The 3,556-nt window shown below is 67.3% G+C and carries 3 protein-coding genes; all 3 read left to right on the forward strand.

All coding sequences use genetic code 11. From position 1 onward, the window contains the following. Positions 1 to 407: 407 nt before the first annotated feature. The 3 genes from G6035_RS19280 (at position 408) to G6035_RS19290 (ending at position 3,415) form a co-directional block, all read left to right on the forward strand. A complete protein-coding gene (locus tag G6035_RS19280) occupies positions 408 to 842 on the forward strand; it encodes a helix-turn-helix domain-containing protein (protein WP_176618717.1) in 435 nt (144 codons plus the stop codon). Positions 843 to 929: 87 nt separating this feature from the next. Then, positions 930 to 2,603, forward strand: a complete 1,674-nt coding sequence (locus G6035_RS19285) for a DDE-type integrase/transposase/recombinase (RefSeq protein ID WP_176618718.1) — start codon at positions 930 to 932, stop codon at positions 2,601 to 2,603. Next, positions 2,600 to 3,415, forward strand: coding sequence for an ExeA family protein (locus G6035_RS19290; RefSeq protein ID WP_176618719.1), 816 nt, complete (start codon positions 2,600 to 2,602; stop codon positions 3,413 to 3,415). Before G6035_RS19285 ends, G6035_RS19290 begins: the two co-directional genes overlap by 4 nt. Positions 3,416 to 3,556: the final 141 nt, after the last annotated feature.

Consider the following 3,556-nt stretch of genomic DNA (forward strand, 5'->3'; position numbering starts at 1 on the left):
GTTGCGCGTCGCATTGGTTGACGGTGGGTAGTCGCGTTTCTTGCCGATAGGCCGGGGTCGGGTGTTTTCCGTGGGTGGGTCTTGACGTTTGTTCGTTGGCGGCGTCAGGCTGACGACAGGCCTGTTGGTTAAAGCGAACGACCCGGTGCAAGTTTCGAAGCCGCACCGGGTCGTTCTGACGCGAAAAGAGTCGCGCTGTGCTCACCGTAAGTGAAGTTCCTGCCACTGTCGAATCTGATCTGGATTTGGGGCGTCTTCGCTGTCCGGATTGTCCGGGCAGGCTGCGTCGTTGGGGGTTCGCCCGGGCGCGTGTGATCCGCCATGGCACCGCGGCGGCGGGGAACCTGCGGGTGGTGCCGCGTCGGGGCCGTTGTGCGGGCTGCGGGGCCACTCATGTGCTGCTTCCGGTGCTGTTTGCTGCCCGGCGGGCCGACGGGGCGGCGGTGCTGGCGGAGGCCATCTGGCTGCACACGGTTTTGGGGCTCGGGTGCCGGAAGATCGCGGCGAGGCTGGGCCGGCCGGCGGGCACGGTGCGGGATTGGCTGCGTGCTTACCGGGCGAACATCGCAGCGATTATTGGCAAGTTCACGGCCCTGGTGCATCGGGGCGCGCCGGATGCGCCCGGGCTCTGGCCGGCGCCGGCCCCCACCCCGGCGGGGAACGCGTTCTCCATGGTCGCGGCGTATGTGAAAACCCTGGCCCTTTACGGCTCCCGTGACGGGTCCGTGGTCAGGGTGCCGTGGCATTACGGGGCGTTGATGGGGCACGGGCCGTGGTTCTTCAGCACCGCCGGGTGGCCGGGCGGGGTGCAACACGAACCCGCCCTGCCGCCGGGGCTCTGACAGGGGCAGGGTGGGTTGGGAGTGCCGGAACCAGCGACGGATCCGACACTTGCCGCCTGTTCCCCTTGTTGAAAGGACTTCCTTGCGATGATGAGTTCCACAGCCCAGACACCCGCCGAGCCTCTCCCTGCCGCCCCGGCACCGCTCAGGTTGGCTTCCGCCACGCCGGCAGTGCCGATACAGGCCGTGCCGGCTTCCAGGGTCCCGCGGGCCAACACCCCGTTGATGCGCAAGGAACACCGCGATGAGATCGCGCTGTTCAGGTACCAGGTGGTCCGCGGGGCTGCGGATGCGTCCCTGAGTTCGCGCCAGCGCGGGCCCTTGGTGCGGGCCTTGGCCGCCGCCGAGCATCCCTGGCCGTACGGCGGGATGCGCCGGTATTCGCGGGAGACCCTGGACCGTTGGATCAAGGCCTGGCAGAAGGAAGGGTTCGAGGGGCTCAAGCCGGGGGAACGTGCCTGCGGCCCGGTCACCGACTCCCGGGTGCTGGCCCTGGCCGAGACCCTCAAGCGGGAGCGGCCGAACCGGACCGCGGCCCAGGTGAAGCGGATCATCACCGAAACCCTGGGGACGGCGCCGTCGGAAACAACGCTGCTGCGCCACTTCAGGGCAAAGCGCATTTCCACCGGCGTCCTGCCAACGGCCACGGGCCGTTTCGAGGCAGACCACTCGAACGAGATTTGGGTTGGCGATGCCCTCCATGGGCCCCGCATCGGGGGCCGGAAGACGTATTTGTTCGCGTTCCTGGACGACCATTCCCGCATGGTCACCGCCGCCCGCTGGGCATACGCGGAAGACTCCGTGAGGCTCTCGGCAGTGCTGCGCCCGGCCCTGCAAACCCACGGGATCCCCTCCACGGTCTACCTGGACAACGGCAGTGCCTTTGTTGACAAGGCGCTGGGAAGAATCTGTGCACGGCTGGGGATCCGGCTCACCCACTCCGCCCCCTACCGGCCCCAAGGCCGCGGAAAAATTGAACGCTATTTTCGCACTGTCACCAGCCAGTTCCTCGGGGAGATCACCATCACCGACACACCCATGCTCCCCGGCACCGCCCCGGCCGGATCCCCCGCCGCGGGCAGCGTTTCCGGCAGCGAGGTCAGTTCCTTGGAGGAGTTGAACACCTTGTTCACCGCGTGGGTGAACATGATCTACCACCACACGGTCCACTCCACGACCGGGCAGACACCCCTGGCGAGGTGGGAGGCGTCCTGGGAACACCGCACCCCGACGCGCAAACCCCTGGAAGAAATCCGCCAGGCGTTCCTGTGGTCCGAAACCCGCCAGGTCACCAAGGCCGCGACCTTGTCCCTGCACGCGAATACCTACCAGGTGGACCCGGTGCTCGCCGGAACCCGGGTGGAAGTTGTCTATGACCCCTTCGACCTCGGCGCGGACATCACCGTCAACTCCCACCTGGGCATCCCCGCCGGGATCGGCACCGCCCTGGAGATCCGCCGGCACGTGCACCCCAAGGCCGTCAACGCCACCAAGGACGCCGACCAGGCCGCCATGCACGTCACTTCCGGCATCAACTACCTGGACCTGGTCGCCACCCGCCACACCGAATCACTGACCGGTTCCCCGATCAGCTTCGCCGACATCCAGGACATGCAACCATCACCGGATTCGGGCCCAGCCGCCGTCCCCTGGAACATGGAACCGCTCTGGGAAACCGGCGGCGGGACCACAGGCACCACCGCACCTGCGGACGATCCGGGCACTACCGCCACGGCAGGGAACACGGAGGCAGCACGATGAGCTCCGTTGCCAGCCTGCAATCGTATTTCGGTTTCACCAGGACCCCGTTCGGCCGCGACATCCCGCCCGCGGCCCTGCACCCCCACCCCGGCCACCGCGAAGCGGTCGCCCGGATCGGCTGGTGCATCGACCAACGCCAAATGGGCGTGATCACCGGGGAAGTCGGGGCCGGGAAGACCGTGGCCGTCCGCGCCGCCCTCGCCCAGCTTGAACCCTCCCGCCACCAGGTGATCTACATCGCCGACCCGACCATCACCATGCGCGGAATCCACACCACCATCGTCACCGCCCTCGGCGCAGCGCCGGCGTTCTACTCCGGCGTGCTCGCCTCCCAGTCAGCGTCCCTGCTCGCCGGGGAACTCGATGAACGCTCCCGCCTGCCCGTCATCGTCCTTGACGAGGCCCACCTTCTCGGCAACCAGGACCTGGAAGCCCTGCGGATGCTGACGAACACCAGCCTCGACACGGTCTCGCACTTCGCGCTGCTGCTCATCGGCCAGCCCACCCTGCGCCGGCGCCTGAAACTGGCCGTGCTCGCCGCCCTGGACCAACGCATCGGCACCCGATACGCCATCAACGGCATGGGCCCGGCAGACACGACCGACTACATCAAGGGACACCTCGCCTATGCCGGCAGATCCGACCCGCTCTTCTCCGACGACGCGATCACCGCCATTCACCACGCCTCACGCGGCTACCCCCGCGCCGTGAACAACCTCGCCATCTCCGCCCTGCTCGCTACCTACTCCGCCAAGAAAAACATCGTCGACCAGTCAGCCGCCCAATCAGCGATCACCGAATCCACCGAATAGAAAAAACCCGGCAGCAATGACGACCGCCACGTCACCATGACAACGAACACCCCGCCAGGACACCCCGGCGGGGCGTTTTCACACCCCGGCCATCGTCACCCCGGATGACGCCCACATCCTCAAATAACGCGACGGGTAACA

The organism is Arthrobacter sp. SDTb3-6 (assembly GCF_013376095.1).
In the GTDB taxonomy this organism is placed as follows: domain Bacteria; phylum Actinomycetota; class Actinomycetes; order Actinomycetales; family Micrococcaceae; genus Specibacter.